The organism is Chryseobacterium rhizosphaerae (assembly GCF_003385455.1).
In the GTDB taxonomy this organism is placed as follows: domain Bacteria; phylum Bacteroidota; class Bacteroidia; order Flavobacteriales; family Weeksellaceae; genus Chryseobacterium; species Chryseobacterium rhizosphaerae.
This window is the reverse complement of record NZ_QNUF01000028.1, coordinates 39,319-62,904: the sequence shown is the minus strand read 5'-3', so window position 1 is coordinate 62,904 and position 23,586 is coordinate 39,319. Positions and strand designations below refer to the sequence as shown.

At 35.0% G+C, this 23,586-nt stretch carries 24 protein-coding genes and 1 tRNA gene; 15 read left to right on the top strand and 10 right to left on the bottom strand.

Going from position 1 to position 23,586, the window contains the following annotated elements; all coding sequences use genetic code 11:
• Positions 1–227 precede the first annotated feature (227 nt).
• From DRF57_RS19410 to DRF57_RS19395, 4 genes are read right to left on the bottom strand one after another with little or no spacing between them, the layout of a single operon-like run.
• Positions 228–743 carry a hypothetical protein gene (locus DRF57_RS19410; protein WP_228450411.1) on the bottom strand — a complete coding sequence of 172 codons (516 nt, stop codon included), beginning with the start codon at positions 741–743 and terminating at the stop codon, positions 228–230.
• Positions 718–1,200, bottom strand: a complete 483-nt coding sequence (locus tag DRF57_RS19405; RefSeq protein WP_084086700.1) for a hypothetical protein — start codon at positions 1,198–1,200, stop codon at positions 718–720. Before DRF57_RS19405 ends, DRF57_RS19410 begins: the two co-directional genes overlap by 26 nt.
• 33 nt (positions 1,201–1,233) lie before the next feature.
• Positions 1,234–1,776 (bottom strand): DMP19 family protein, encoded by a 543-nt coding sequence (locus tag DRF57_RS19400; protein ID WP_115920337.1) that lies wholly within the window; start codon positions 1,774–1,776, stop codon positions 1,234–1,236.
• 42 nt (positions 1,777–1,818) lie between these two features.
• The gene (locus DRF57_RS19395; RefSeq protein ID WP_115920335.1) at positions 1,819–2,352 is read right to left on the bottom strand and encodes a DUF4303 domain-containing protein; all 534 of its coding nucleotides are present in this window, start codon (positions 2,350–2,352) and stop codon (positions 1,819–1,821) included.
• Between the two features lie 607 nt (positions 2,353–2,959).
• Between DRF57_RS19395 and DRF57_RS19390 the strand changes: the two genes are divergently transcribed.
• The 5 genes from DRF57_RS19390 (at position 2,960) to gwsS (ending at position 7,402) form a co-directional block, all read left to right on the top strand.
• Complete coding sequence (locus DRF57_RS19390; RefSeq protein ID WP_047489122.1) at positions 2,960–3,157, top strand: TIGR04139 family peptide modification target; 198 nt, start codon at positions 2,960–2,962, stop codon at positions 3,155–3,157.
• A 47-nt stretch (positions 3,158–3,204) separates the two neighbouring features.
• Positions 3,205–4,077: a hypothetical protein gene (locus DRF57_RS19385; RefSeq protein WP_047489123.1), complete on the top strand. Its 873-nt coding sequence runs from the start codon at positions 3,205–3,207 to the stop codon at positions 4,075–4,077.
• The gene (gwsG, locus tag DRF57_RS19380; RefSeq protein WP_047489126.1) at positions 4,055–4,957 is read left to right on the top strand and encodes a grasp-with-spasm system ATP-grasp peptide maturase; all 903 of its coding nucleotides are present in this window, start codon (positions 4,055–4,057) and stop codon (positions 4,955–4,957) included. Before DRF57_RS19385 ends, gwsG begins: the two co-directional genes overlap by 23 nt.
• A 274-nt stretch (positions 4,958–5,231) precedes the next feature.
• On the top strand, positions 5,232–6,131 hold the full coding sequence (locus tag DRF57_RS19370; RefSeq protein WP_047489132.1) for a hypothetical protein: 900 nt from the start codon (positions 5,232–5,234) through the stop codon (positions 6,129–6,131).
• A 200-nt stretch (positions 6,132–6,331) separates the two neighbouring features.
• Positions 6,332–7,402: a grasp-with-spasm system SPASM domain peptide maturase gene (gwsS, locus tag DRF57_RS19365; RefSeq protein ID WP_115920334.1), complete on the top strand. Its 1,071-nt coding sequence runs from the start codon at positions 6,332–6,334 to the stop codon at positions 7,400–7,402.
• A 37-nt stretch (positions 7,403–7,439) separates the two neighbouring features.
• On the opposite strand, the gene DRF57_RS19360 is transcribed toward gwsS, so the two are convergent.
• The 3 genes from DRF57_RS19360 to DRF57_RS19350 all read right to left on the bottom strand — a co-directional run bounded on the left by DRF57_RS19360 (position 7,440) and on the right by DRF57_RS19350 (position 13,281).
• Entirely contained in the window at positions 7,440–7,817 is a 378-nt protein-coding gene (locus DRF57_RS19360) for a hypothetical protein (protein ID WP_047489138.1), read from the bottom strand.
• A gap of 68 nt (positions 7,818–7,885) precedes the next feature.
• Entirely contained in the window at positions 7,886–8,356 is a 471-nt protein-coding gene (locus DRF57_RS19355; protein WP_047489141.1) for an Lrp/AsnC family transcriptional regulator, read from the bottom strand.
• 134 nt (positions 8,357–8,490) lie between these two features.
• Entirely contained in the window at positions 8,491–13,281 is a 4,791-nt protein-coding gene (locus tag DRF57_RS19350) for a translocation/assembly module TamB domain-containing protein (RefSeq protein WP_115920332.1), read from the bottom strand.
• Between the two features lie 4 nt (positions 13,282–13,285).
• Between DRF57_RS19350 and tsaD the strand changes: the two genes are divergently transcribed.
• The 3 genes from tsaD to DRF57_RS19335 are packed head-to-tail and all read left to right on the top strand — an operon-like array spanning position 13,286 to position 15,386.
• Positions 13,286–14,302 carry a tRNA (adenosine(37)-N6)-threonylcarbamoyltransferase complex transferase subunit TsaD gene (gene tsaD, locus DRF57_RS19345; protein WP_115920330.1) on the top strand — a complete coding sequence of 339 codons (1,017 nt, stop codon included), beginning with the start codon at positions 13,286–13,288 and terminating at the stop codon, positions 14,300–14,302.
• Positions 14,299–14,694, top strand: a complete 396-nt coding sequence (locus DRF57_RS19340; protein WP_047489151.1) for a hypothetical protein — start codon at positions 14,299–14,301, stop codon at positions 14,692–14,694. The genes tsaD and DRF57_RS19340 overlap by 4 nt, the downstream gene beginning before the upstream one ends.
• Positions 14,691–15,386, top strand: a complete 696-nt coding sequence (locus DRF57_RS19335) for an RsmE family RNA methyltransferase (protein ID WP_084086709.1) — start codon at positions 14,691–14,693, stop codon at positions 15,384–15,386. Before DRF57_RS19340 ends, DRF57_RS19335 begins: the two co-directional genes overlap by 4 nt.
• Here DRF57_RS19335 and DRF57_RS19330 read toward each other — a convergent pair.
• From DRF57_RS19330 to DRF57_RS19320, 3 genes are read right to left on the bottom strand one after another with little or no spacing between them, the layout of a single operon-like run.
• A complete protein-coding gene (locus DRF57_RS19330; protein ID WP_115920328.1) occupies positions 15,383–16,237 on the bottom strand; it encodes a hypothetical protein in 855 nt (284 codons plus the stop codon). The two genes, DRF57_RS19335 and DRF57_RS19330, sit on opposite strands and share 4 nt — an antisense overlap.
• On the bottom strand, positions 16,237–16,668 hold the full coding sequence (locus DRF57_RS19325) for a hypothetical protein (protein WP_123863359.1): 432 nt from the start codon (positions 16,666–16,668) through the stop codon (positions 16,237–16,239). Before DRF57_RS19325 ends, DRF57_RS19330 begins: the two co-directional genes overlap by 1 nt.
• A gap of 4 nt (positions 16,669–16,672) precedes the next feature.
• Positions 16,673–17,341 carry a TrmH family RNA methyltransferase gene (locus DRF57_RS19320; protein ID WP_084086711.1) on the bottom strand — a complete coding sequence of 223 codons (669 nt, stop codon included), beginning with the start codon at positions 17,339–17,341 and terminating at the stop codon, positions 16,673–16,675.
• A gap of 81 nt (positions 17,342–17,422) precedes the next feature.
• Between DRF57_RS19320 and DRF57_RS19315 the strand changes: the two genes are divergently transcribed.
• From DRF57_RS19315 to DRF57_RS19280, 7 genes are all read left to right on the top strand, one after another.
• Positions 17,423–18,439, top strand: coding sequence for an asparaginase (locus DRF57_RS19315; RefSeq protein ID WP_047489167.1), 1,017 nt, complete (start codon positions 17,423–17,425; stop codon positions 18,437–18,439).
• Positions 18,440–18,494: 55 nt separating this feature from the next.
• A tRNA-Ser gene (locus DRF57_RS19310) sits at positions 18,495–18,581 on the top strand.
• A 215-nt stretch (positions 18,582–18,796) separates the two neighbouring features.
• Complete coding sequence (locus DRF57_RS19305) at positions 18,797–19,210, top strand: hypothetical protein (protein WP_047489169.1); 414 nt, start codon at positions 18,797–18,799, stop codon at positions 19,208–19,210.
• Between the two features lie 336 nt (positions 19,211–19,546).
• Entirely contained in the window at positions 19,547–20,089 is a 543-nt protein-coding gene (locus tag DRF57_RS19295; protein ID WP_047489172.1) for a helix-turn-helix domain-containing protein, read from the top strand.
• Positions 20,090–20,175: 86 nt separating this feature from the next.
• Positions 20,176–21,090, top strand: coding sequence for a hypothetical protein (locus tag DRF57_RS19290; RefSeq protein WP_115920324.1), 915 nt, complete (start codon positions 20,176–20,178; stop codon positions 21,088–21,090).
• Positions 21,091–21,426: 336 nt separating this feature from the next.
• Positions 21,427–22,926 (top strand): T9SS type A sorting domain-containing protein, encoded by a 1,500-nt coding sequence (locus tag DRF57_RS19285; protein WP_115920322.1) that lies wholly within the window; start codon positions 21,427–21,429, stop codon positions 22,924–22,926.
• A gap of 33 nt (positions 22,927–22,959) precedes the next feature.
• Positions 22,960–23,343, top strand: coding sequence for a hypothetical protein (locus tag DRF57_RS19280; protein ID WP_115920320.1), 384 nt, complete (start codon positions 22,960–22,962; stop codon positions 23,341–23,343).
• The last annotated feature ends 243 nt before the right edge of the window (positions 23,344–23,586 follow it).

Sequence of the window (23,586 nt, the reverse complement as noted above, 5' to 3'; positions counted from 1 at the left end):
AAACCATTGTATTTATTAATTTATTTGCGTTTTAATTAATAAAAATACACAACTCATTAACCATCAAAACTATAGTAGATCCATACAGAGAATCCTGGTTTACAATCAGCTAATTTCATAAATAAAAACTCAGCGGTTTCTTTGAAACCGCTGAGTTTTTATTTATGATTATTCGTTAAATTATTGATATGCTCTCCTATACTATTTTTATCAGGGCTTTTCAGTCATTATTTAGGCTGATTCACGGGAATTCCCACTGCCTGCAGTACCGGGCATAATACTTTTTCTATATACTCATCTTCCCTCCTGTTTGAAGCCTTAGAACCTGAAAAATAATTACTGATTCTATAATTTTTCACAAACTGATTTCTTTTTTTTCCAATTGAAAAATAATAAGTGCCCCATTCTTCATGGATAAAATAGGTCATTTCATCAAAGTTCATGATCTTTCTGGAAAAATACAGCTTTTTATAAATGCATTTCTGAGATTTATCAAAAATATAGGTTACCGGAATTCTGAAAATAAGATCAAACAGAAAGTAGATCATATAAACACCCCATAACCCCACAGCGATCTGAAAGGTATTCAAAGACATCTGGGTCCTGTAAAAGTAAATAACGGGAAGTGCCATAATCCCAGCAACAAGCCACCATACCAAAAAGCGGATAAAGCTGTATTGGGGCATTATACGGATTTCATTTCCGTCTTCCCTGAATCTATACCGATCTGCTACGTTCATCATTCAAATGATTACTATTCATAATATCTTCCGTCTCATTGATCATTTTCTGTATTCCTTTATGGGAAACGGCTTGCCCTAAAACTAATTTTTTATCTTTTCCATCTGCATGAAAATGGATGGAAAGAAGCACATTGGTGGTAATAAACCCCATATATTTCGTTGCCAAAACCTCAAAATTCGTAAAATCTTTTAGGTGATATGTTTTTGCGGGACTAAAAACGGTATGCTTTCCTGTAATGGTCTGCCGGTCCATATCAATGATAAACTTCTTTGTAAAGAAATTGATCGCAATAAGTACAACAACGGCTATCATCACATAGGATAACCATTTAATATCTATTCTGTAAAACAATATGGCAGTGGCAATAAAAAAGATAGCCACTATAAAAACAAACACCGGCTGGTTTTTAAAAGTGTACTGGTTTCCTTCTTTTTTGTAATATTTTAGTGTATTCATAATTAATATTTTCTGTTCTTTATTTGATTTGGATTAATTTTCCCTGTCTATTTCCCGTCCAATCAGCTTTTCCAGCTTCCCAAACATATTTTCAATGCTTAACACTTCGAGATCAGGGTGATTTTTAAGCCATTGAGCATTTAAATCTACGATATCCTCCTCCAGACTGTAGAATGAATCGTTTTTCAGTTTGTCTCTTGTTTTATTGGGTCCGAAATACTCGCTTTCTAAAAACTTCTGAAGTTCCCCTTCTTCTAAATTTTCTACCTTGAAACACTGCTCAAGAAATAAATCCAGATTTTTGTGAGCCCCTATTTTTTTTAGGCCATCTTTTATAATTCCGTTAAGTTCAGAGGACCATCCCGAATTCCAGACAAACTGGGAAAAATTCCCGTTTTTATATTGGGACAGATAGTAATCAATAAAGTAGCTGGTTATTGAATCTTCATGCATATGATCTTGTTCCACACCTTCTTCATTCAGCAGATTGATAACGGAAATATTAGAACTAATCACGTCATAAGGTTCGTTGCTATTGAAAGAAGTATCTGAAACAATTATTTTATTCAGTTTCATATTTTTATAATCTAAGGTGTTTTTCCTACTCTATATTGGGGATCAGCTTGCCCACGTGTCCATCCACGTCAGATATTCATTTTTAAATTCATTATCGTTAAGGCTGGTGATGATATTTTTCAAATCTTCCGTTTCAAATTCATATTCTGAAACTGTAAAAATCAGAAATATATCTTCACCCGTAATCTGGCTAAAGAAATTCTCATTTTTAAGTTTTTCCAACACTTCAATACAGCATGAATATAATTTGCTTTGAAATCCTTCAAACCATTTATCATCTTCATCATGTTTATCAAGTTCTGTTCTCAACTGAGTACAGATGTCATTGAATTCTTCCTCTGCCCCATCCATCTCATATGTCCATTCAGCAGGTTCATATTTATAATACAACGCATCATCTTCATCTGCATTTTCAAGCATCGTAAAGGTATTTGTGGCAGGACATACGGTCATAGCTCCTTCATCACTGTATAATGCAAAACTATAGATCTTCTCTGCACCATGCTGAGTATACATTTCCAAAAAAGCTTTCTTCGCCGCTTTTTCTATCTGTTGCTTTAAAATTTCAAAATCCATACTTCTTTTTTAAAGAGCCGATAAAAGTACCCTTATCCTACTAAACCAGCATACTAATTTTTATAAAGCTATGTCTGTTTTCAGGATTATAGCTACCTTATTCATCATTTCAAACCCTTATGTTAATGAATCCGAATCTTTGGAGGAGCTTAAAGTGAGCCATACTAATAAGATTTAATTCTTCAGAAAGACTATCTAAATGATGAATATATAACCCAAAAACATTTCTAAAAACAACTTATCGGTAACCTTGCATTACTGTGTACAATTGAAATTTTTTCAAAGTTTCAAACATTATATGAATACTTATTGCCTTATCATTTCAATACCTTTTATATTTTCTTTAAGCTTTGAAATTCATTTAAAAACACGTACTTCCTTCACCCTTTAAATGTGCACATTTTCCTATTAAAATTGCAAAATAATTGCAAATCATATCCCCATCATGTGATGTATTTATATTTAGCTTTGAAAAATCAACGTTGATGGATATGTTCTGCATATTTAATTGTATGTGTACAGTACAAAGTTAATATGGGAATAATCTATCCCCATGTCAGGGATTATATGACAGACAATAATACATTAACTTAAAAAATTCAAAAAAATGAAAAAGCTTAAAGGAATGAAGAAAAACTTTTCTTCACTGGAAAACAAAAGAATAAAAAGAAATGATTTAAAATTTATTAACGGTAGTATTCAACAGTATACAATTGAATCTAATACGGCCCCATCAGGATGTTATGAATCAGACCATTATGCATATAATGGAGGACCATATGAAGGCAGAGTAATTGTTTGCTAGTAAGGAATAAGGAGGGTGAGCTCCCCTCTTTATTAATTAATTAAGTTATGAAAAAACAAAGTGCAATTAGCTACAGTATTCTTTTTATTGTTTTGCTATCTCTTGCATCTTGCAGGAAAAATTATATTATCTATTATAATAAGGTCAACGAAATTGACAGCATCTACAGGTTTACCAATAATCCTAAGTTGGCTATTAAAGAATACCGAAAACTTTTTAAGGAATATACTCCCAAAAATCAAGATCGTATTGAAGAATATGCCACTTATATAACTCTAGCAGACAAATACAATGAAGATTTCGGAGGAAAGAAAAGCCTATACCAATTAATAACTTTAGTAGCTCCATATAATCATGAATACAAGAAATACCTTCCACTTTTTAAGAAATATGGAATAGATAGTACGGAAGTACAACAAAAAATAACAGAATGGAAACAAGGACTGGATAAAAAATTGGTTGATTCTTTCAGAATTGCTTTGATCCGGGATCAACAGGGAAGACCTGATGATACCGTGTTGGTCAGGAAAAACGTAGAAAAAAATGCAAAGCTTCTTATCTGGACATTTAAAAATGATGGATTCCCTACATCAAAAAAAATAGGATGGTTTCCTATGCCAACCTTTATAACCCATATGGTTGAATCTAAAAAACATTATCCTTATATAAGAGAAAAGTTACTGGAATTTGTTAAATCAGGAGACTGCTCACCCCGTGATTATGCGAGAATGGTGGATACGGATATGGGATCTCACAACAATACCACATTATATGGTTTTAATATGATTCTTGTGAAAGATAGTATACAGACAGACCGCAATCGGAAAACCCTGGGAATACCGAGCATGAAACACAGTGCTAAGATAAGACAGGATTATTTTAAAAAACTGAAAGAAAATGATACTCATTATATCGAATAACGGAGATACTACGACAACACAAGTCATCAAATATCTTTCGGCAATGAGAAAGCCATTTATTCGTGTGCACGAAGATGAGTTTTTTGAGATTAAAACAGATAAAAAAAGAATTTATATGGTAAGTGAAAGACATCAGTTTTTCCTGGATGAAATCACCAGTACATGGTACAGAAGAGGGAGATTAAAATTCAAACGTCTATCCTACGATAATGATTCTATTAATATTCATATGGATGAAACTCAACATTGGCTGGAAGATTATGTAATAAAAACGTTAGAATCAAAAAAAACGATCAACAAACAAACTAATAGTCATGTGAATAAGCTGTTCGTATTAGAACAAGCTCAAAAAGCAGGATTAAACGTTCCAAAGTACTTTTTAGCAGAAAACACCGATGAAGTAGTTGTCAATACAACGATTACAAAAGCGATTACAGAAAATGTTATATTAGATTCTATCAATAAGTATTCAGATGCTATTATATATACTTCAATAATAGAGGAAAAAGAAAAAGAAAATTTTTTTATTACTTTTTTTCAAGAAAAAATTGAGAAAGATTTTGAAATCAGGAGCTTTTATTTAAGTGGTAAAACGTGGTCTACAGCTATTATTTCTCAAAGCGATGAACAGACCAAAACCGATTTTAGAAAATATAATTATAAAAAACCCAACAGAAAAGTACCCTATCAGCTACCTGAAAGTATTGAACAAAAAACACATCAGCTTATGGGGTTATTGGACTTGAACTGCGGGTCTATAGATTTTATAAAAAGTGGGAATACATTCTACTTTTTAGAGGTTAATCCTCTAGGCCAATTTTTAGGCTTATCAACTGCTTGTAACTATTCATTGGAAAAAGAAATAGCACAATATTTATGAAAAAATTATTTAAAAAAGAAAAAAATAAATTACCTCTCACCTTCAAATATATTGAAGAGCTTAGAACTAAAAAAAATAACAAAAATAATAGTACCGGAAATCATGTACCATGTGAGAAGTTCCAAACAGATTATCTTTTGAGGGAAATGCCCATAAAGTCTCTTACCCGGTTATTATAGAATATTTTAAATTATTTTTAAATTCAATATTGCGAGCTGAAAAAAAGTGCTCAATTTCATTTGTATTCAACCCTAAACATTAATCTGTGTAATCTATGGTAAAATATATTAAGAGCTATTCTTCATGTATCTTAATTATTATTTTTTTAATTCTTTCTGCATGCAAGAACAGAAATTTAAATTATATCACCTATTATAACAAGGTGAATGACATAGACAGCATTTACCGTTTCCAGAAGGATACTTTAACAGTTATCAGACAATATAAAAAGCTATTCAAAAAATATTCCCCAAAAAACCAGGACCGTATTCAGGAATATGAAACCTACATCAGGCTTGCCGATCAGCAACATAAAAACTTTGGTGGAAAAAAAAGCCTCTATAAACTAATCCCTTTGGTTGCTCCTAATTGGAAATATAAAAATAAAGATTCCAGCTTTATTCAACTCTATCAAAACTATGGCATAGACAGGCGGGAAATGGAAAAAGAAATTTCACAATGGGAGAAAGGCCTTAATAAAAAAATGATAGATTCATTCACCGTTGCATTTAAGCGTGATCAGGGTAGTCGTAAAGATTCAAACTATGAAGATTTGTTCAAAAATGACAAAAAAAATGCTGAAATGCTGAAGTGGATGTTTGAGAATGAGGGATTTCCCAGTCTACAGAAAATAGGTTTATGGAATGGTGATTTTTTAATGCCTTCAGGTTCGTTGTTGCTTCATATAGCTAATTATGGCGAATATCACCAATATTTCAAAACCAAAATATTAGAATATGTAAAATCAGGTGAATGTCCTCCGCGGGACTATGCTGCGATGATAGACCGATATTATCTGTATGTCCTTAAAAAAGATACTCCTTATTACATATATGTAGGACAAAATCCTGTAAAAGATTCTGCAGCTATCAATCGTAACCGAAAAAGCATAGGATTGCCAAGTATGAAACACGGAAATGCTATTATTAAAGATTATAATAAAACGGAAAAATGATTCTGATTATTTCTCAAAATAAAGAGATTACCACAACCGAGGTCATAAAGTGGTGGTTCAGGATGGATAAAAGCTTCATAGTATTCACGAAGAAGCAGAAGTGCTTCGAATTAAAACAAAAGTTGTAAAAAATAAAAAGAGAGAAAAGTCATATACTACGATGTAAAACTGAAATCCAATAAATTCCTCATACGACGAACATGAAATACTTCAATCTATTCAGCACTATTTTTATCACAAAAGGGGCAAAAAGAATCCTGATGTCGGATTTACAAAGAAACACGTCAGAACTGTATCCGCTGGAGCTGTATGAGCTTATACAAGAACTTAAAGCCCATCCTATTGACCATATCCTCAGGAATTACGATCAGGAGTCCAGAGAGATTGTACAGGAGTATGTAGATCTACTGCTTGAAAAAGAATATGGCTTCATCACCGAAAATGACTGGGATCATAATTTCTCTCCATTATCTTATGAATACAATGAGTACAGTACAATTTCTAATGTTTTTATAGAGCTCGGGAATGTAGATATTCTGCATCAAGTAAAACATTCGATCGAAAATCTGGGAGTCAGACATCTTGTTATTTTCTCTACAAGTCAATTTTCTTTTGATGAGCTTCTGAAGATTGACCAGTTGTTTACAAACACCTCTTTAGAAAATATTGAGATTTTCTCACCACATCATCACCAGCTCGATCATCATTATCTTGAAGATCTGAGTGAAAAGGTTTCCAGAATTCACAGCCTTGTATTCTACAATTCCGCCTCTTCATCTTTTAAAGTAAACAATAGGTTTAGATTTACGGTCAATTTCATACAACAGGATGTAAAGATATCTTCCTGCGGAAAAGTAGATCTAAAATATTTCAATACCAATCTTCCGAAAGTTCTTGAAGCTATCAATCATAATTCATGTTTACACAAAAAAATCGGAATTGATATCAACGGTAATATTAAAAACTGTCCTTTAATGCCGGAAATCTATGGTAATATTAACCACAACAGCCTTGAAGAAGTTTTAAAGCAGCCAGGATTTAAAAAATACTGGAATCTCACCAAAGATCATATAGAAACCTGCAAAGATTGTGAGTTCAGGAATATCTGTACAGACTGCAGAGCGTATACAGAGCTGACTCATATAAACAAAGAGGGACTGGATATATCAAAACCTTTGAAGTGTGGGTATAACCCTTATTCCGGAGAATGGGAAGAATGGACCCAAAACCCATTAAAATCTAAGGCCATTCAACAGTATAGAGCGCTGTAAAAAACCTCTTCCACTCTCACCCAATACAAAGTATCTGTTATCTGAAAAATTTCCATTTCGGAATAATAGCCAGCATTCCAAATCCTGTAAAAAGGAAAAGATTGGTAACATCGGTATATAAGAAAGTAGACAGGTAATAATTGTGCATAAAGAAATGCAGTACCAGCAATGCCGGGAACATAAAAATCCCCACTTTTCTGTAGAAGAACATCAATACCAATCCGATCATCATAAACAGATCAATGGAAAAGATAACGTAAAAGTACCATCTTGGAATTTCAAGGTATTCATGCTGTAAGTATTCATCCACATCAATTCCAAGTCCCATAATCGTAAATAACATCAGGGCAGCAAATGCCAGTACAAATCCCCATCCTTTCTTCGGATCTTCATCAAAATAGCTGTATTCTTCCATAGTACAAAAATAAAGAACTTATGAGAGATTTCATAAGTTCTTTTATAATAATTCGTTTAAAATTTGAATTAGATTGAGATCGCGTTGATCAGTCTGTTTTTGTCACTCAAGAACTCTTCCATAGAGATCATACTTTCTGTTCTCATTACATCCTGAATATCATCTATCTGGTAGATAATTCTTTTTGCATCTTCGGTGTTCTTAGCTCTTACTTTACAGAAAATATTATATTTTCCTGAAATAACGCTAGCTTCAATTACGTTAGGAATAATTGACAATTCTTTCAGTACTTCCTGAGTACGGTTTGATTTTGTCAAAAGTATCCCGATGAAAGCAGTGAAATGATAATCTAGTTTACCATAATCAATATTAAGAGATGATCCCAAAATAATACCTGCATCTTCCATCTTTTTCACTCTTACGTGAATTGTTCCAGCAGAAACATCCATCTGCTTTGCAATTTCTGTAAAAGGCATTCTTGTGTTTTCTACTAAGAAATCAAGAATCTTCTTGTCTATTTCGTCCAGTTGATAGTTCATATTAGTTAAATTACAATTTCTTTAAAAAATCTATGTATTTTTTGCAAATTTATAAAAAATAATTTAACTAAAAAAATTATATCAAACATTAACAATAATTAACACGGATGATAAAAATCATTAAAATATTCAGATTATTTCCCTGCTGATTTTATAGAATCTGTTTTTATTTCACTTTTAGCCTCAGAAGGTTTTTTATCTTTTTTCTTCTTTTTAAACAAAGAATTAAAGCTTTTACTCCATACAACTCCCATTCCATAGGCTTGATTAGCAGAACCGTTGGTACTTACCATACCAATATTGGTAGGTTTTGAATACCCTCTCAGGACCAGCGTACCGTCATTCTTTTTAGAAAGATCGTACTCTATAGATCCCTCTCCGGAGAGATAATTCGTCTGCGTTCCCTCAGTTTTGGTTAACGGAATACCCAATCCTGTTTTCACATTTACCCTTGGTGAGAGAGCTACACTTACTCCTGCATTGGCTCTATCTCCGATATTGGCATTCTGATCCCCTTTTACGTAATTCAGGTCAATCTGGAATTCGTTACTCATGGTATTCAGAACAGATCCCAGCTGTTTAAGAAGCATATTATATCCGGATGATTCCGCTACGTTTCCAACATTAACTTCTACACCACCGGTATTGGATACATTAAAGGTACTCAATAGCAATACTGAACCAAACTGAAGAACCTTCTCCCCTTCCTGGCTCATTTTCGCGGCTAATGTTTCCCTTACCTGGCTGGAAACATCCATGGCGGTCACATCAAGATCTACTTTAGGATCTATCAGAGACCTGCTGATGTTAGCCTGTAATAAAATACTGATAGGCTGAAGTTTTCCAAGACTGAGATACTCTCCGGCATTGGAAACCATCCTCATGTAATTGGCTGTAATATCAAGGGTAGGCTTCATAGCATCACCATCCCATCTGATACTGCTGTTCTTTTCGATCTGGAACGTTTTATTAAGAATAGCTTTCGAAACAAAAGTTCCGTTATCTACTTTATATGTCCCGTTCATCGCTATATTCCCCTGTCTGTTCATCTGGAACTTCAATGGGTCAGCCGCTCCTTTTACGGTAATATTTCCTACATCATCACCAATAAGTACATTCACGGTGGTTCCTTTATCTATAGCCAGGTTAAAATCAATATTCATATTAGCCCCGGTCTTTTTCTTTTCTTCCAAAGTAATCAGTCCATCTTTTCCTTCTTTCAGGAACCTCAGCATTTTAAACTCTTCCACATTGGATGTAGAGCCGGAATTAAAGGTAAAGGTACTTCCGTTAAGAGCCTTCATATTAGGGGTTGTAATACTCAATCCAGAAACAGGTCCGTCCACATAGAGATCTCCCTGACCATATACTCTTCCCCAGAATAAGTCAGAATCCTTCTGAGTACTGTTCAGTACCAATAGATTGTCTGCTCTCATTACCAGGTTGACCCCCATTGAAGAAAGAGTTTCAAACTGAATCGCTCCGGAAATATTTCCTTTAGAATTCGATCTGCCATCATGTACCTCTATATTGTTAAGGATCGCAAGTCCCCGGGTCAGCTGAATGACAGTATCATCAAATGAGTAGTCTACTCCCGTGAACAATAATTTCAATCCAAAATCTTTTAAGGCAATATCCCCACTATAATCAAGATTATTGAGTTTACCATTAATTTTAAGATCTCCCGTTGCTTTTCCTCTTAAATTTCCAAAAACCGTATGGACAAACTGTTGGGTAAATGAAAGATCAAAATCCCGCATTTCCGCTGTCAGGTCAATAATCGGCGAAGCAGTATTATTATTAACGGTACCCGTCAGATTCAGACTATTGTTTCCAAGTACACCTGCTGAATTTACTTTTACATCAATATCATAAACATTCAGTGAGAAACCGTTGGTGGCAGAAATGGAGATATCCCCCATATCATTACCATTCATTTTAATAGCATCAATATTAAGATCTACCAAAGGCTGGAGTGTGCTCTTATCCATTTTGATCTTTACACTTCCATTAGCAAGACCTTTTATATCCATACCATTCCCTCCGGACTGCATCTCCAGAAGTTTCTCTATGGCAAAATCATTAATGTCAGCATCTACATAGAAATCTTTAGCCGATTTAAACTGGGCTTCCTTAATAAACAAAGCACTTTTATCAGAATATACCCTCAGGTTTCTGATATCAAAGTCGCCGGTTTTCTTTCTATAGGTAATGGAATGATTAAGCTCAGGACTGGTATCTATTGCCCAGGTAACTTCATTGAATTTAACTTCAGTAGGCTCAAACCTGAAAACATAGTCTCCTGCAGCATCTGTAGACTGATCAACGTTGATAGCATATTCCTTGAGTTTATCTTCAATCTCATCTTCCGGACTGCCGTGCTTAAATACTGTTGATAAATGCAGGGTATTGCTGTTTTCATTATTACCTTTAAGTTCAAAGTCTTTAATGACATTCTTATTATATATAACTCTGTTTATTTTGGCATACAATTGCTGATTAAGGTCTGCCGTATTAATTCGAACTTTAACACTATCCACCACAGCACTGTCTTTGCTGATATTTTTACGGTCATTAATCTTATAATCCGGGTTTGAGGCCGCTAAAGCCTTATCTGCATCTGTAATTTCATCTTCTTTTGTCATAATGTATTTCAAAGAAGAAGCATCCAGATTTAAAATTAAATTATTGGAATTGCCATCATATTCTCCTTCTACTTTAGCGCCATTAGGAAGTTTCAGATCCGGCAGAAAATAATTAACCAATCCCTGCTGTATATCAAAGTTCAAGGCAAAATTCTGCCCACGGTACAACTTTCTTGGCGGTGGACCTACCAATATTTTTCCTACTCCGTTTTCTACCATTCCAGCAAGATCTGCAAGACTGTATCTTCCAGAGATTTTCCCTGTGGCTGCTCCGGGAGCATCTACATCAATGACACGCCCTCCTCCATCAACAAATGTTTTTATTTTGGCATTGGGGATTGTATATTTTTGAGTTGCAGTAGCAAATTGAAGGTCATTAGCGTTTACATCTAAGGTAAGGTCATTAATAGAAGACATAGACATTTTACCATCTACCTTCCCGCTTACAATCTGGCTTCCCGGTTTGTTGGTAAAATAATTCATATTCAGATAACCTACATCTGCATTGACATCCATCGCAACTTTAGACGTGCTGAAATCGATAAGCCCCTTGATTGTTGCCTTCGCCTGATCATCATTTACCGTAATAAGTCCGTTGTATTTTTTATGATCCAATAAACCGTCAAGATACAGGTTACTGATCACCTTATCCATAATTTCAATACTGGCAATCTGAGATTTAGTAGTCAGACGCATGGTATTGACATCGAAGCTTTGTCCGTTAAGATCAAATTTACCCGAAATCAGCCCCACTGTTTTATTCTTAGTAATAACAGAGGTATTAAGGTCTTTTACCTCAAGATACCCTGAATATTTTGGCATCGTACTGCTATACGCTGTAAGTGATAATTTGGATATTTTAGCCTGCCCAATTCCTGTCAGTAAATTCCCGTTTTCCACATAAACCTGTTCCGGGGTTACTTTTGCTGTTCCATTGTACTTCAGTTTTCCAAAATCATCAGCAAAATTTTTCATTTTTTTAGAAATAAATGAAGGCATCATTGCTTTTAAATCCTTATAGGTAAAATCAGCAGAAAGGTTTTTGGTTTCAATAGCAAAATTTCCTTTCAGCAGATTATCAACTTTCATAGTTTGAGTTGCAATATTGACATCAGGGTTTCTGATCAGGAAGTTTTCAAGATGAAACTTATTCAAAGGGCCTGTCATTTTTCCGGCAATATTGAATGGCTTACTATTATCCCAGTTGGTTACAAAATAGCTGATGTCATATCCACTTACCTGACTTCCCTGCTGAATATTCATATCCCATCGAACTCTATCAGCAAAATCAGACCATGAACCATCATGAAGGTTAAATTTGATATCCCCCTGAAGTAAGGTATGATCGGTATTTAATGTTAAATCTTTTAATGATAAAAACTGGTGGGTTAAAGAAAGTTCCGTTGAAAAAGTATCTACAATATGTGATTTCCCCCATCTTGAGGTAACAAATGACATATTGTTGATCAACGCAGAGACATTAGGACCATTAACTTTGAGATTTGGTGCTTTTAAATTAAATTTTGTAGCAGTAAGCCACTTCCCCTGTTCTCCTGGAGAATTCTGATTCACAATGGAAACTTTAGAATCAATAATCTGTATCCTGGAATTCAGCTCAAAGGGTTTCTTTTTAGGATCTCTTTTCTTACCATCATCAAAAAGTTCTGTAAACCGTACAAAATTGGAAATACTGTCTCCTTTATAGGTAATTACTTTTACATCGGCATTCACGAGGGTCAGAGAATTAAAGCTTAAAGAATTGCTTTTCCCTGAAATGGCATTTACCGCAAGAGATATCCAGTCTGAATCGGCTCGAAATTCACGTGCCGTAATAAAATTCAGGCCCTTATAATCCTTTACTTTTAATCCTTTGATGGTTACATTTCCGAAATAATTGACATCTACACTTTCTGTAGAAAAACCGGATTTAAAGTCATTGTTAACAAGCTTCAATGCCTGATTGGCCGCCCATTGTTTGGTGACCGGAAGATTGATCGTTATCAGGATTCCCCCCACAACAACAATTCCCAGCCAGAAAAGAATCAAAAGAAGCTTTGCCCACCAGGAATAGCTGGTGACGTCTTTCATTGCCTGCTTACCGAATTCTTCAGCTGTTTCTACAGGATGATGAATAGCGTCTGAAGCAAGTTCAGAGGCTTCTTTTACTGTTTCCCTAACCTTTTCCTCAACATTATCAACAGTTTTCTGTACCTGATCCCCTAGGTTTTCAGCTACAGATTTTTTATTCTCATTCTCGTTATTATTCTCTAACTTTGCCATTATTATGAGCGACTCTATAATTTTAGGTATTGAATCGTCTTGCGACGACACCTCAGCAGCTATCATCAAGGGGAATTCTATTCTTTCAAACATTGCCGCAAGCCAGGCCATCCATAAAGAATATGGTGGTGTAGTTCCTGAATTAGCTTCACGAGCTCATCAGCAAAATATTATCCCCGTTGTTGAAAAATCTTTTACTAAAGCAAATATACAACAAAATGCAATCTCAGCTATAGGATTTACACGCGGTCCCGGACTTTTAGGATCACTTCTTGTAGGAACATCATTTGCTAAATCTTTGGCAATGAGCCTCAATGTCCCTTTAATAGAAGTAAATCACCTCCAAGCCCACATTTTAGCCCATTTTATTGAAGATGCAAATCCTATGCCGCCAGCCTTTCCTTTTCTATGTCTTACCGTAAGTGGTGGTCATACCATGATTGTACTGGTAAAAGATTATTTTGAAATGGAAATCATTGGAAAAACAATTGATGATGCTGCAGGAGAAGCATTTGATAAAATAGGAAAGATTTTTGATCTGGATTATCCTGCCGGTCCTATTATTGACCGACTTGCCAAAGAAGGAGATCCTCATGCTTTTACATTTAATAAACCCAAACTAGAAGAATACAATTATTCTTTCAGCGGTATTAAAACATCAGTATTATATTTTATCCAGAAAGAAGTCCGAAAAAACCCGGATTTCATTAAAGAAAATCTTAACGACCTTTGTGCTTCGGTACAAAGATCTATCATTGAGATCTTAATGAATAAGCTTGAGAAAGCTGCTAAAGACCTCAACATCAAAGAAGTTGCTATTGCAGGCGGTGTTTCTGCCAATTCTGCATTACGAAAAGCAATGGAAGACAATAAGGATAGATTGGGATGGAATATTTACATTCCAAAATTTGAATATACAACAGATAATGCAGCCATGATTGCTATGGTAGCAAAATTGAAGTTCGACAAAGGTGAATTTACAGACCTGAGAACTTCAGCAACAGCAAAATATGATTTATGAAAATACTCTTAGAAGAAAAAGTACTCGGAACCCATTCTAAAAAGAACTCAAAATATTATTGGGTATTAGAAACTATTACGGGGAAAAATGATGATCCGGGAAATTCTTTAGATTACCTTCCATCGAGTTCTGAAAAAGGATATATTCAGGATGTAAAAGAGGAAATCATAGAAAAAATAAATGCAGAGAATCTTTTCAGTTTTCCTTACGCTCCAAAAGAAGGGGATTATTTATCTATTAAAAATAATTTAAGAAAACAGGAATACCTGAATTTAATTTTCATCAATAACAGTTGGAAAGAAGAGATTTTCATCTGTACTTACCGTGACTGTGATACAGACATTTACACTACAATAAAAACAGGAGTTGCATTCTTAACGCAGGATATATGAAACTATTTTACGGAGAAATAGAAGGTCAGAAGGTCATCATCAACGACGAGGAACAACAGCATATTGTAAAAGTTCTCCGCATGAGAGCGGGTGAAGATATTCATGTGACTGATGGAAAAGGGCGTTTAGCTTCTGGGAAACTTATCATAGAAGGTAAAAGAGCAGGTATTGAGGTATTGGAAATCAAAGAAAACCTGTCTGATTTCAACCCCAAGCTTCATATTGCTATTGCTCCCACAAAAAATATTGACAGGATAGAATTTTTCGTAGAAAAAGCTGTAGAAATGGGAATTTCTGAGATCAGCATCATCATTACAGAAAAAACGGAACGTAAAAATATCAATATTGATAAAATCAGAAAACAGAGTATTGCCGCGTCAAAACAAAGTCTAAGATTTCATTTTCCTATTATCAATGATTCTATTAAGCTATCTGATTTTCTGAAAAACATTGATCCTCAAAATACTTTTGTAGCACACTGCCACGAAAACCTGGAAAGAGTTGACCTTAACAAGATTCCGTTATCTGAAAATCATACCTTCCTGATAGGCCCTGAAGGTGATTTTTCTGAAAGAGAAATCGGATATTTATCCGAAAACAATATAAAAGCTGTATCTCTGGGTAACCAAAGACTGAGAACAGAGACTGCAGGCGTATTTGTTGCCGCCTGGAATTATAATAAAATGATTTAAGTGTTAAGTACTTTAGCTTCACCCCTTTTGAAAAGAGGAGGTAAGATGTGATACGGGAAGAAGATGACAAGAAGTAAATAGTTTGTATTCTCAAAATCTGCCAGTACAAACTTTGCTGTGTAAGTATGGAATATATAAAGAAACAGCATAAAAAAGGTCAGCAACTTCCTGTTAAAAGCTCCTAAAAAACAAAGAAACTGAAGGCCAATTCCCACCACCGTCAATACTACCCAAAAGTTTTCATAGGCATATATTTCTTTCATCCAATCAGGGATTGCCATATCGGCTGCCCAATAATTATCATAAGTATTCAGCTTTGCTGCATTTTTATCCAGCCACGTAAGTTTGGGGGTATGCTTAATGATATTCTTAGCCGTCCCTAAAAACTTACCCATCCCGGCAAGCGTATAAGTCATCAAAACACCCAGATAGAAATATTGTACCAGTTTATAGTCTTTATCTTCAAGATTTTTGGGCAGTAAAAAAATACTGAGAAAATAAACCAGGATGATTACATGATTGTCATGATGAACTCCAAAGTTAGCGGATAATGGAAGGTTTATAACTGCCATTAATAAAAAGATCATGATATTAAACACATAAGAAGGTTTAAAAACAGAAGCAATTATAAATGCCCCACAGGCAACAATAAGCCCGGTAGCCATAAATATCCCGGGAAACTCAGGAAATATCATTTTTTCGAACCCAAAAACAGGATCATAAATTTCTTTTGGCCTGTTTTCCAATTCAATAAACTTCAGAAATTGAACACCCAGCCAATATAGACTGAATACTCTTAATACGTAATAAACCGTTTTATAATTAAATACGGTAAGCTGAGGGTAGTTCATTAAAGTCTTGTAATAATTTTTTTATCAATTTTCATCTTTTTTTCACCTATCTCACGGGGGCTGTATGTTTCTTTATACAAAAGATACTCCTGAAATTCAGGTCTTGTATCTTTGGCAAAAATCAAAAGCTTCTTCATATTTCCCTTTTTATCTTCATTGTGGTCAATCTTCCCGCCATAGGTGTTGACAATAAATTCCTCATCATTGGCTTCATAGCTCTTAACAGGAGTATTTAAAATCCTTATGGTATCACCATGATTGATTCCATAGAGTTTATATCTTTCTCCGGAAGCTTCTCCCCCACTTGGTACAGTAAATAGTTTCCAGCTTGCAAAAGGATATATTTCATTATAACCTTTTTCTTTAATAGCAAGACTGGTCAAAGACATAATAAGTGAAAAAAAGAATAAGTATTGGGTATATTTTTTCATCAGGTTATTGTATATTATGATCTTTACGGTACTTTGCCAGAATTTCTTTCCCGCTTTTTATAGAGTTCACAGCCCATCGAAGTTTCATTTCCAGACGTTTTTGATCATTCAGTTTATAATCAATTCCCGATCTCATCAGTTTCTGTTTCAGCTCATACATACAGATTCCTGCTGCTACGGAAACATTGAAACTTTTGGTAAGGCCATACATAGGAATAGCCAGTGTTTCATCTGCAAAATCTATTACTTCCTGAGAAACACCTTTCAATTCTGTTCCAAAAACAAGTGCTATAGGTTCCGTAATTTCATAATCAGGAAGCATAACTGCATTTTTTTCCAGGGATACTGCCAGTATTTTATACCCTCTGTCTTTGATATTTTGTAAGGAAGCTATATTCTTTGGGACTTTTTCAACCTCTACCCAGGTTTCGGCGCCTTTGGTTACCGTAAGGTTAGGATTAAAAACATTCTCCTCCTCCATCGCAATCACTTTGTGAAAAGCACAGGCTTCTACGGACCTTATAATAGCTGCCGCATTTCTGAACTGATACACGTCATCCATCACAGGAAGTATAAAATCTGAACTTTCCTGGGAGAAATGTTCAATTTTGGACAGTCTTTCGTCTGTTAAAAATTGTTTTAAATACTCAAAAGTTTCTGCTAAATCTTTCATCCATTTTCAAATCTTTGCAAATTAACGTAATTTTGGGCTATGAACCTTAACCTGCCTCAAATTCTTAATTAAAAATAGTACATGAAGCGAAAAGTCCTGCTCATCTATACCGGGGGAACCATCGGTATGGAAAAAGATTATGAAACTGGTAGCCTCCGCGCCTTTGACTTTGGAAATATATTTGAAAAGATGCCCGAAATGAAGCTCATGGAATGTGAGGTTTTTGTTCATCCTTTCGCCAAACCGCTGGACTCTTCAGATATGGGGCCCGAGGAATGGAAAATTATCGCCAATTACATCCTTAAAAACTATAATGACTTTGACGGTTTCCTGATCCTGCACGGAACAGATACCATGTCTTATACGGCATCTGCATTAAGCTTTATGCTAAAGGGATTAAGAAAACCGGTGATCATGACGGGATCTCAGCTCCCTATTGGTGATCTGAGAACGGATGCTAAGGAAAATCTTTTGACCAGTCTTTATTACGCCAGTCTATATGAAAATGATGAAGCTGTTATCCAGGAAGTGGCGGTCTATTTTGAATACAAATTGTTAAGAGGAAACAGAACACTGAAATATTCTGCAGAGTATTTTGATGCCTATGCAAGTCCAAATTATCCTATTTTAGGGCAATCTGGAGTACATTTAAATATTATTAAAGACAATCTTTTCCGATGTGATCCGGCAGTAGAATTTCATGTTGATGAACATATTTCAGAAGATATTTTATTCTGGAGAATTTTCCCGGGAATGCACTTGAGCCATTTCAGAGAAATCCCCAAAATGAAAGTGCTTATTCTGCAGGTTTTTGGTTCCGGAACTATTTTCAGCAGTGAAAAAACCCAGGAAACCCTTCAGGAAATCAGAAATAATGGAACAGAAATCGTAGTGGTAAGCCAGTGTATTTCAGGGGGTATCTCCTTTGGAAAGTATGAGAACAGTAATATTTTCTCAAGAATAGGTGCTATCAGCGGCAGGGACATGACAGCTGAAACAGCCATTACCAAAGCAATGCACTTAATTGATAACCCTAATTACCCTGGAAGCTTTGCCGATCACTTTACAAGGAGTCTTTGTGGAGAAATTACAGATTAAATTGCAATAATAATTTGGATATTCAAGAAAATACTCTATTTTTGCAATCTCAAAAAGAAAGGTGTCCGAGTGGTTGAAGGAGCTACCCTGGAAAGGTAGTATACGGGTAACTGTATCGAGGGTTCGAATCCCTTCCTTTCTGCAAGTTAAAATAAGCCCATGCTAAAACAGCATGGGCTTATTTTTTGTGGGATATATCAAACCCCGAATACTTTCCATATATAAAAACAACGGATTATATATTCTTAAAGCATAGGTATTTATACTCAAAATTATAATTGGTTATTTGTACTCTACACCATCTGCTCTCTTCTTTGTTACTTTGAAATAGAAATAACCAACCAAACTTAAATTACCATGACAACAACCAGTGTAAACGCAAATTCATCCGGCCAGGTTCAGCTTGGGGGCGGTGCCCAGTTCTGGGTTTATCTTTCCCCTCAAAACGACACCTCTGTAATGATCACTACATGGCGAGTAACATTCTCACAGGGAAATTGGAGCGATTCTATCTCCAGTGACAATCCTACCAAACAAATCCAAACCCCTAACCTTTCAGGGATCTTTGATATTAAAGTAGAACTATTAAGTGGTTCAACAGGCACCTGGCGACAAATTCCTCCTCAGGCAGGAAGCTACAATGAAATAGGATGCAATTCTAACTGTGCTTCCATGGTGGGTATTGTTGCTGACAGCACTCATCCACTTATTGGTGCTATCAATGCGCATTTCTGGACAACCTGGGATGCTATGTGCAAAACAGGAAATTAATAAACTATTTATATTCCCCAATTGCCGCAGTATTTTTTGTAATCATCAAGGTGTAGATTTATATCATACATTTTGTACCTGCAAAAAAACACTGGGGCAATTTATCTTTTATTATCGCCCAAAAACACCACAAAAAAAACAACTGATATACAGCATATTATTCCATTCCCCATCACAATTAAGGAGGTAAATGCTAAAGTTGCCCACAAACAATCAACAGGTTTTCCACAAGTTTTCCACAAAAAACATTTTACAATTCATTCGCTACTTATCTATATCCCTTTTTCGCTACTTTAGCAACTGAAAATATTATAAAAAACGGCCATTATATTAATCATGAAAAATCAGATCAAGATTTTGAGGGAAGCAAAAAATATGACCCAAAATGAGCTTGCTGAACAATCGGGTCTTTCTCTGCGAACGGTTCAAAGAGTAGAAGCCGGAGGTATGCTAAAAGGTTTCACACTGAAAGCTATTGCTCAGGCATTGGATACCCATCCCGAACATCTTATTGATCAGCCTAAAGAACAGGAGAATATCAACAGGGCAAAAATAATTAACCTCTCTATCTTATCAGGTATGATCATTCCGTTTGGCGGTGTCATCTTTCCTCTTATCCTAACCTACCAAACAAAAGATTCAAACAATAAAGAACTGGGAAAAAGTATGGTATGTATCCAAATTATACTGGCAACAGTTTTTTCAGCTTCGCTGATCATCAGTCCATTTATACAAAAGTTTTTCTCATGGAAGTTTCCACTTTTCATCATTCTCATCATGATGTTTCTTTTTGTGAAAATATTGATCATCATCAGTAATGGCATCAGTTTAAACAAAAAACATGATATTCATATCAAACTGAAAACCAATTTTTTATAATAAAAGTCATACAACTGTCGTACAAGTGTCGGCCTGTTTTTGTGTAGAAACAGATTTGTATTTCCGAATCTTGCACAAAAAACAGCATGAGAACTATCAAAAAAACGGCAGTGTCTATTTTAGGGATGATCACCCTATTATTATTGGGTGGTTATATTTATTTTGATCAAAAATTCAGTCCGGAAAAGAACTACCTGAACATCGAAAACGAAAGCGGGAATATTCCGATCGTATGGCCAGGCAAACACAAATCTGCTTTGCTTTTACCCATTCATTTTCCGAAAGACTCCATAACTTATTATCTGCAGTTTGATACCGGGGCCGCCTATACAGAATTTTACAGTCATTCAATAAAGAACTTGAAGGGAATTACAGTTCGTAATAAATTAGCTACCTCTTTGTTCTATATTGGAAAATCAAAGATCTCTTCTGATCAAATTAAAATTTCAGATACGGGAAGAAAAACAGACCCCGGAGATTCTATTAAAATAATCGGGACGCTGGGAGCAGATATTCTTGAAAACAGGAAAACAATGATTAATTTTAAAAAGAACTATATTGTTTTCAATATAGCCCATGAACCGGCTGAATTTAAAAATAACCTCATCGATTTTAAATTCAAAAAGAGAAAAATTATTATCCTGGGCACTTTAAAAGGGAAAGAGGAAAAATTCCTGTTCGATTCGGGAACAAGTGCTTATGAACTGTTGACTAACAAAGAAAACTGGCAGGATTTAAAATTACCTCATTCCAAAGTGATCATAGAAAAAGCACAGTCCAGACCTCATATTTTAACCACTTACACTACTGAAAGCAACCATAGTATCCGGTTGGGAAACAAAGACATTCCTTTACATGAAATCACTTATGTGGAAGGATTTTCCCAGACCCAATATATGCTGATGAAGTTTTCCGGTATGACAGGAATGCTGGGTAATAAAATCTTTTTAAAAAACTGTCTGTATATAGACTGTTCTCAAAACAAAATCGGGATCAAATAAAAATATTATTTCTTTCGCTTACCTAATCTTCACCAAATAATCCCTCTTGTAGCTGTTCTGTCTAAAAATTAGAGTACGGAAATTTTTTCCCTGTAAAAGCGTATTATTCTTAACAACTATTGTTTATTTAGAAAAACATCTAATAAAAAGATCATTTAATAAAATTCTAGAATAATCAGTAATCACACAAATAAAATTAAACAAAAACAAAATAATCCAAAATAAAACAACCAACATAAAAGAAATAAATTAAACATCACTCAAAAATTAATCACTAAATGTTGAAATATAATAAATTATATCTATTTTTATTACACAATCTAAAAAACAGAAAACATGAAAAAAGTATTAATTTTAAGCCTATTATTTTGGGGCTTTTTAAAGATTACTGCAACCATCACTCAAATAAGATGGGGCAGCACAACAGGCCCTTTAGATGGACTTACCATTGACTGGACGAGTACCGGAACCTCCGATCAAATCCGCTGGGGGTATACAGTCAATTATGAAATGGGAACTTTTACCACCACCCAAAGACCTGGTATTAGTCCCGGATCTTCCTTTTTCAGATATGCCTTTCCAATAGTGACTCCGAACGCTACACTTTATTATCAGCTTTATGATTCCTCAAACAACAGCTGGATAAACCAAAAAACATTTAAAACGGCACCTCCTTCCAATACCACTAATTTCAATTTTATTGTGCAGGGAGACAGCCGCAACAATGTCAATACTGTCTGGAAGAATATTGCTGACAAGGTGAATGCAAAAAACAGGGCCTTTACACTCTTTACAGGCGATATTACCAAGTCCGGCAATAAAGTGAATGAATACAACACCTGGTTTGATAATGCTGTAGATTATTTAGCAGACAACATTATCTACCATGCCCAGGGAAATCATGAGGTTCCCGGCTCCGTAGATTATTATCAGACGATGTTCCCACTTCCAAAAAACAATCCGGATAATACAAATCTTTATTATTCTTTCAAATATGGAAATGCTTTATTTATTTCACTAAACTCAGAAGACGTACAGTCTGCAACCTCCCCTCAATCTTTGTGGCTAAAATCAACTCTCGAAAATGCAAAAAATGATCCCAGTATAACGTGGAGAATTATATTTTATCACAGACCATTAGTAAATGCAGGAAAGCACTATGGTGAGGAAATCCCAAGACGAAGCTCTTGGGGAGCATGGTTTGATGAATACGATGTGGATTTAATCCTTAATGGGCATGACCATAATTACCAAAGAACTAAACCCATCAATTTTGACAGCAGCGGCAATGTCAGCACAACTACCGAATACGGAACTTCTCCAGGAAAAGGAATGTGTGAGATGATCTGTGGTGGGTTGGGAGCAAACCTCACATCACAAACTACCAATGCTGACGTTCCTCTTACAAGTATTTTTTACGAAGGGTTTAATTATGTTTATGTAACGATTGATAATGCTGTACTGACAGCAAAAGTATATACATTGGGAAGCCAACCTTCTTCCACAGCCCCAGAAAATCTGTTGGAAACAGTAATCATTAACAAAAACTCAACAATGGCTACTCATGAAATAAGAGCTAATAAGCAAAACCCTATCAACATATATCCCAATCCGGTAACAGACAAGCTAAACCTTACGTATGACTCTCAAGAAATGGGGGCAGCTACTATCAGGATCTATGACATGTCAGCCAGAGAAATACAGTCATTTAAAGTAAATAAAAACAGTAAAAATTTTAAAACTACGGTAGACGTTTCTACTTACGCCAAAGGTCTGTATAATATTTCATTCATTATGGGTGAACATAAGGACAGTACCATTTTTATAAAACAATAATTCTAAAGACACATTATACATATCGTAAAAACGATGAAAAAAACGATTGAAATAATATCCAGAATAGGCATTTTTGGGACATTTCTGGGACATGGCATCATAGCACTTACCAATAATACTAAATGGATACCTCTTCTCACCTGCTATGGTTTTTCAGAACAGGAAGCACAACATCTTTTCCCCTTTATTGGGATTCTGGATGTTATTGTTGCCTTTACCATACTTATTTTCCCTCTCAGGATTGTCGTTGTATGGGCTACTTTGTGGGCATTTATGACAGCGCTTAGCCGGCCCATTTCCGGAGATTCATTTGTAGAATTCGTAGAAAGAGCAGCTAATTGGTGCCTACCCTTGATATTACTTCTCATTCTTGGAATTCCAAAAAATAGAAGCGGCTTCATGAAAGTGAAAGATTAGCTTATTATAATAAAAAGTAATAAAACCGTCGTACAACTTATCTGCCTTTTTTTATGTAGAAGCATATTTGGATTTCCGAATATTGAGCAAAAAAACAGCATGAGAATTATCAAAAAAGTAGTATCTATGAAAGGAATTACAATCCATAATAACTTCGCTACGTTGCACCAAAGAGAGACTGGGAATTGAATAAAAAGATGTTTTTTATCCATCCTTTTTACATTCTTTCTTTAAATTTGCCCT

What these genes read in the sequence shown, in the direction of transcription:
- DRF57_RS19410 (WP_228450411.1), bottom strand. Translation starts at nt 743, where the DNA reads ATGATGAACGTAGCAGATCGGTATAGATTCAGGGAAGACGGAAATGAA.
- DRF57_RS19405 (WP_084086700.1), bottom strand. Translation starts at nt 1,200, where the DNA reads ATGAATACACTAAAATATTACAAAAAAGAAGGAAACCAGTACACTTTT.
- DRF57_RS19400 (WP_115920337.1), bottom strand. Translation starts at nt 1,776, where the DNA reads ATGAAACTGAATAAAATAATTGTTTCAGATACTTCTTTCAATAGCAAC.
- DRF57_RS19395 (WP_115920335.1), bottom strand. Translation starts at nt 2,352, where the DNA reads ATGGATTTTGAAATTTTAAAGCAACAGATAGAAAAAGCGGCGAAGAAA.
- DRF57_RS19390 (WP_047489122.1), top strand. Translation starts at nt 2,960, where the DNA reads ATGAAAAAGCTTAAAGGAATGAAGAAAAACTTTTCTTCACTGGAAAAC.
- DRF57_RS19385 (WP_047489123.1), top strand. Translation starts at nt 3,205, where the DNA reads ATGAAAAAACAAAGTGCAATTAGCTACAGTATTCTTTTTATTGTTTTG.
- gwsG (WP_047489126.1), top strand. Translation starts at nt 4,055, where the DNA reads ATGATACTCATTATATCGAATAACGGAGATACTACGACAACACAAGTC.
- DRF57_RS19370 (WP_047489132.1), top strand. Translation starts at nt 5,232, where the DNA reads ATGGTAAAATATATTAAGAGCTATTCTTCATGTATCTTAATTATTATT.
- gwsS (WP_115920334.1), top strand. Translation starts at nt 6,332, where the DNA reads ATGAAATACTTCAATCTATTCAGCACTATTTTTATCACAAAAGGGGCA.
- DRF57_RS19360 (WP_047489138.1), bottom strand. Translation starts at nt 7,817, where the DNA reads ATGGAAGAATACAGCTATTTTGATGAAGATCCGAAGAAAGGATGGGGA.
- DRF57_RS19355 (WP_047489141.1), bottom strand. Translation starts at nt 8,356, where the DNA reads ATGAACTATCAACTGGACGAAATAGACAAGAAGATTCTTGATTTCTTA.
- DRF57_RS19350 (WP_115920332.1), bottom strand. Translation starts at nt 13,281, where the DNA reads ATGGCAAAGTTAGAGAATAATAACGAGAATGAGAATAAAAAATCTGTA.
- tsaD (WP_115920330.1), top strand. Translation starts at nt 13,286, where the DNA reads ATGAGCGACTCTATAATTTTAGGTATTGAATCGTCTTGCGACGACACC.
- DRF57_RS19340 (WP_047489151.1), top strand. Translation starts at nt 14,299, where the DNA reads ATGAAAATACTCTTAGAAGAAAAAGTACTCGGAACCCATTCTAAAAAG.
- DRF57_RS19335 (WP_084086709.1), top strand. Translation starts at nt 14,691, where the DNA reads ATGAAACTATTTTACGGAGAAATAGAAGGTCAGAAGGTCATCATCAAC.
- DRF57_RS19330 (WP_115920328.1), bottom strand. Translation starts at nt 16,237, where the DNA reads ATGAACTACCCTCAGCTTACCGTATTTAATTATAAAACGGTTTATTAC.
- DRF57_RS19325 (WP_123863359.1), bottom strand. Translation starts at nt 16,668, where the DNA reads ATGAAAAAATATACCCAATACTTATTCTTTTTTTCACTTATTATGTCT.
- DRF57_RS19320 (WP_084086711.1), bottom strand. Translation starts at nt 17,341, where the DNA reads ATGAAAGATTTAGCAGAAACTTTTGAGTATTTAAAACAATTTTTAACA.
- DRF57_RS19315 (WP_047489167.1), top strand. Translation starts at nt 17,423, where the DNA reads ATGAAGCGAAAAGTCCTGCTCATCTATACCGGGGGAACCATCGGTATG.
- DRF57_RS19305 (WP_047489169.1), top strand. Translation starts at nt 18,797, where the DNA reads ATGACAACAACCAGTGTAAACGCAAATTCATCCGGCCAGGTTCAGCTT.
- DRF57_RS19295 (WP_047489172.1), top strand. Translation starts at nt 19,547, where the DNA reads ATGAAAAATCAGATCAAGATTTTGAGGGAAGCAAAAAATATGACCCAA.
- DRF57_RS19290 (WP_115920324.1), top strand. Translation starts at nt 20,176, where the DNA reads ATGAGAACTATCAAAAAAACGGCAGTGTCTATTTTAGGGATGATCACC.
- DRF57_RS19285 (WP_115920322.1), top strand. Translation starts at nt 21,427, where the DNA reads ATGAAAAAAGTATTAATTTTAAGCCTATTATTTTGGGGCTTTTTAAAG.
- DRF57_RS19280 (WP_115920320.1), top strand. Translation starts at nt 22,960, where the DNA reads ATGAAAAAAACGATTGAAATAATATCCAGAATAGGCATTTTTGGGACA.